The 3,318-nt window shown below is 42.6% G+C and carries 3 protein-coding genes and 1 pseudogene; 2 read left to right on the forward strand and 2 right to left on the reverse strand.

All coding sequences use genetic code 11. The features are described 5' to 3' along the window. Positions 1-47 precede the first annotated feature (47 nt). Entirely contained in the window at positions 48-956 is a 909-nt protein-coding gene (gene rimK / locus WBA23_RS11600) for a 30S ribosomal protein S6--L-glutamate ligase (RefSeq protein WP_424582444.1), read from the reverse strand. Beyond that, on the reverse strand, positions 953-1,390 hold the full coding sequence (locus WBA23_RS11605; protein ID WP_424582445.1) for an ATP-dependent zinc protease: 438 nt from the start codon (positions 1,388-1,390) through the stop codon (positions 953-955). Before WBA23_RS11605 ends, rimK begins: the two co-directional genes overlap by 4 nt. 157 nt (positions 1,391-1,547) lie before the next feature. Here WBA23_RS11605 and WBA23_RS11610 point away from each other — a divergent pair, with 157 nt between their 5' ends. Next, entirely contained in the window at positions 1,548-2,903 is a 1,356-nt protein-coding gene (locus tag WBA23_RS11610) for a sensor histidine kinase (protein ID WP_424582446.1), read from the forward strand. A gap of 21 nt (positions 2,904-2,924) precedes the next feature. After that, positions 2,925-3,318 (forward strand): annotated as a pseudogene (locus tag WBA23_RS11615) (glycoside hydrolase family 2); the annotation flags it as partial.

A 3,318-nucleotide genomic window follows, 5' to 3' on the forward strand; every position in this document is an offset into this window, starting at 1 on the left:
CCAGTGACCACCAACCATTCTATCATTCTCTCATTTAGCTCTTTGAGCTAAGCCTTTACTTTATCCTTAGGTAGTCTCTTTCTGCTGGAGGCCTCTTCAATGTACTCAATAATTTTTCCCGCAACATCTACTTCAGTAGCTTTTTCAATACCTTCTAGTCCGGGTGAGGAATTTACTTCTAGTACCATGGGGCCCCGCTTGGATTGGAGCATATCTACTCCGGCGATGGCTAAGCCCATGCACTTGGCTGCTTTCAGGGCAGTTTCTCGCTCAGCCTTGCTCAGTTTGAAAACGCTGGCGTGACCACCTCGGTGCAGATTGGACCGAAACTCGCCTTCTTTTCCCTGCCGTTTCATTGCGCCTACTACCTTTCCGTCGACAATAAATGCCCGCAGGTCGGCACCACCCGCCTCCTCAATAAACTCCTGTAGTATTACTCGGGTGTTCAAACTCTCAAAAGCTTCCACCACTGATGTAGCTGCTTTATCAGTTTCGGCAAGCACTACTCCTAATCCCTGCGTACCCTCCAGCAATTTAATTACCACGGGGGCTCGTCCAATGTGCTTCAGCACTTTGTTGTCTCCCCGGCTATAATTGGTGAAGGCCGTTTTAGGAATCCCTACTCCTGATCGGGACAGAATTTGCAGACTGCGGAGTTTGTCGCGAGAACGGGTAATAGCCAGCGAATCAACGGCACTAAATACTTTCATCATTTCGAATTGACGAACCACGGCGGTACCATAAAACGTAACCGAAGCCCCAATACGGGGTATGACCGCATCAATATCTTTCAGTGCTTTTCCATTATAAAAAATATAAGGGCCATTCTCATCCATCACAATATCGCACTTTAAATGATCGATAACTTGGCTGGTGTGCCCTCTTTGTTCAATAGCCTCAACCAATCGCTTGGTAGAATATAACTTAGGATTTCTTGATAATACCGCAATCTTCATAGTTTACTTTTTTTTAGGTTGTAAGATATATCTACTTGTTGAACATCTACTACGTAGCGATTTCTTAGAAACTTTCGTCCCAATAACACCGGATACTTCATTTCCTTCCGGTCGGTGAGTGAGAACTCCACCACTCTCTTCTTCTTAAAAATTACCACCTTGGCTTTAATCGTATAGCGATGTTCGGCTTGTCCGGAAGAACTTTTTACAGTTTTATCGCTAAAATCTTCGAAGTAAAGCACTTTATCATCGTACTCCGGGTGAGAAGGATCAAACATCTTAAATGATAAAATTGGGTTTCCATCTCGCTCAACTACTTCCACATGATGACAATGAAGTGCCGAACCATAGGCTCCGGTATCTACTTTAGCATCAATATTAAAGAAACCTAATTCAGGCAAATCTATTTTATCCTTTCTACCGATCGTGATCATATAGGTTAGTAATGAGTAAACTCGTGGAACAAGAACGTTACTTTTAGGGATGAAGCAAGTGTTTATAACGAAAAAGTTGCAATTTAATGCAATTAGCAAGATATGCTTCTGCTCTCAGAAGGTTACATTTTTAAATGTACATTGTTCATTGTCAACTATGCACTATTCAACCTTCCGCCTTCAAGTTATTTTTCGCCTATTACTAATTATTGGGCTAGGGTACACTGCTATTTACGTACTTACGGAAACTCATTTTTGGCTGGTTTCTTTTTGGGTAATACTGGCGGCTGTTATCAGTGTAGTTGAATTACTTCGCTATATTGAACGTTCGCATCGGGAACTAGAAAACTTGGTAACCGCTATTTATCAGGGGGACTTTACCAATACGTACCATCAACAAAAGTACAAGTCGAGCGAGTTACTAGCCTACTCCTACAATCGGCTCGTAGGTACCTATCAGCAGTTAAGGCAGGAAAAAGAAAGCAACCATCAGTATCTACAAAATGTTGTTGAGCATGTCTCAGTAGCTCTAATTGGAGTGAATCAGCAAGAAGAAGTTACACTGGTTAATCCGGCAGCGAAACAGCTTCTGCAATATCCGGTTATTCGCCATTTATCGGATATTAAATCGATAGACAAAAATTTGCACCAATGTATTGACCAATTAGAAGCCGGGCAACGAGTAATGGTTAAATTAGTACGGAACGGTCGGCTAATGCAATTGGCTGTGCAAGCTTCTGAGTTCTATTTACAGGGCACGTACTACAAGCTAATTTCTTTACAGGATTTACGGCGAGAACTGGAAGAGCAAGAATTAGCCTCCTGGCAAAAATTGATTAGGGTGCTTACCCACGAAATTATGAATTCAGTAATTCCCATTGCCAATCTAAGTGGAATGGTGCGACAGAACTTACTACAAACGCAACAGTCTACCACTCTTCAACTCCAATCATTAGATGAAGAAGAAAGTCAAGATCTACTGGAAAGCCTAAAAGTTATTGAAGACCGCAGTCAGGGACTAGCCAACTTTGTGAAAGCCTACCGTAGTATCACCCAGGTAGCTCAGCCCCACTTTCGGGAAGTAAAAGTAGCAGACTTGGTACAGCGAGTATACGGTCTGTTCGCTACTACTTTAGAAGAGCAGGGGATTCAATGGTATCAACAAGTCTCGCCGGATACGCTAACCTTAACATTAGATCTGGAGCTTATTGAGCAGGTATTAATCAATTTAGTAAAAAATGCTTTAGAAGCACTTAAAGAAACACATCACCCCAGTATCTCATTATCTGCCTACCGAACGAAAGGAAACGAAAGGGTTATTGAGTTACACGATAACGGCTCTGGTATTCCGTCTGAAATTGCTGAACAAATATTTATTCCCTTTTTTACGACGAAGCCCTATGGCTCAGGTATCGGCTTAAGTCTTTCTCAGCAGATTATGCGCATGCATCAGGGAGCTATTTCAGTTCACTCCTCTCCCAACGATGGCACTACGTTTATACTACATTTATAAAAAAATCAGTATACTTGTTCCATGCTAATACCTAACAACCTACAATTCGCCCCTAAATTAGCTGGTTCACTAGCTATACTATTCCTACTGACCAACTGCCAACCCCAAGAAACTCAGGAAGCTCCTCCTGAATGGCAACCTCAACCGGTCTCTATCACAACTCAGTGGACTGAAGATGTTTCCCCCAAAAACGCTCATCAAGAATACCCTCGTCCGCAAATGGTGCGAGAACAATGGCTAAACCTGAATGGGCTGTGGGAATACGCTATTACTGATAAAGACGGCGGTATGCCGAACGAGTATCAAGGCGAAATATTAGTGCCATTTCCCATAGAATCGGCTCTTTCCGGGGTTAAGAAAATGGTGCAGCCCGATCAGAAGCTATGGTACCGAAAAACCTTTACAGTACCAGAAG

The organism is Tunicatimonas sp. (genome assembly GCF_049647865.1).
Lineage (GTDB): Bacteria > Bacteroidota > Bacteroidia > Cytophagales > Cyclobacteriaceae > Tunicatimonas.